Origin of the sequence: Streptomyces sp. NPDC002130, assembly GCF_040296465.1 — a bacterium.
Lineage (GTDB): Bacteria > Actinomycetota > Actinomycetes > Streptomycetales > Streptomycetaceae > Streptomyces.
Genome location: NZ_JBEOXI010001218.1, coordinates 1 through 1,064 on the forward strand (window position 1 = coordinate 1; position 1,064 = coordinate 1,064).

At 63.8% G+C, this 1,064-nt stretch carries 2 protein-coding genes; both read right to left on the reverse strand.

Annotated elements, in window-relative coordinates; all coding sequences use genetic code 11:
• Positions 1–881, reverse strand: an 881-nt coding sequence (locus ABT116_RS49745) for a hypothetical protein (RefSeq protein ID WP_502984114.1), incomplete at its 3' end; no start/stop codon positions are given.
• The coding region (locus ABT116_RS49750; RefSeq protein ID WP_351648354.1) for a hypothetical protein at positions 878–1,064 on the reverse strand (187 nt) is incomplete at its 5' end. The genes ABT116_RS49745 and ABT116_RS49750, both read right to left, overlap by 4 nt.

Consider the following 1,064-nt stretch of genomic DNA (forward strand, 5'->3'; position numbering starts at 1 on the left):
GGAGCATTCGGATAGTCGAGCGTGAACTCGTAGATCCAGGCCTGTTCCGACCCCACCGGGACGAGCTCGTACGGACGCTCGTCGACCACGTCGACACCCAGGCTCTGCAATACCGGCAGCACCTCGCCCAGCGAGAGCGGGTCACCCGATACGTACAGCCCGAGTCTGTGAGTACCGGGTCCGTCGACAGATCGGGCCAACCGTGGGCTCACCTCTCCGAGTTCGAGGCCATCGAATACCGCCATGTCCTCGGCAGCGCGGACGGCATCGAAATCCTGCTTGTATGCCACCGGAACTCGCTCGGCGAACCGAGCACGCCTGCGCCGCTCGTCGTAGTGCGAAGCATCCAGAACGAATCGCTCGTCCCACGTCAAGCACGCGTCGACGACGAGGTCCCGAATCTCCCGCGCTTGTCGCGCCGATGCGAAATTCGCGCCGCTGCCGACTGTGGCCGTGAAATGCACGACGGCCAGGGCAGATTCCGAGACTCGACTGGAGAATTCGATATTGCGGGCACCGAGCGCGTCGGCGAGTACCGACTCGGCCGTTGTTCTGATCGTCGTACTGAACTTCTCGCGCGGAACGAAGAGCAACGCCGACAACTCTTGATCCCGCCCAGCCGCAGGAGAACATCCCACCGGTTGCAAGAACAGATGGATCGACGTGCGGCCGTCCACGGAAGTGAGTTCGTCCAGCGCGTCCGCGATTCGGGCCGGCTCGGCTGCGAACAGCACTGTGATCGGGATCGACTGGATTACTGCCAGCATCGATTGTCCGACAAACGAATCGACGGTGGATCCGGAGGCATCGAAGATGTCTGCGACACGTCCGCGCACGAGCGGGGTTCGCCGAACATCCGCGACAAGGCCGGTCGCGGTCAAGGACCCGATGAACCGGTACGCACGGTCACCGACGGACACATCGACTCGAGGCCTGCCTTGACCATCGCGTCGCGCTCGCGGTCGGAGTACGCGAATTCCGGCTGCGCACCCTTCTGCGTCACGTGAGAGAGCCAGCGCGTCGAGGATCTGTTGCGTGCGGTCTGCGTTGTGCCGGTCGGCGGC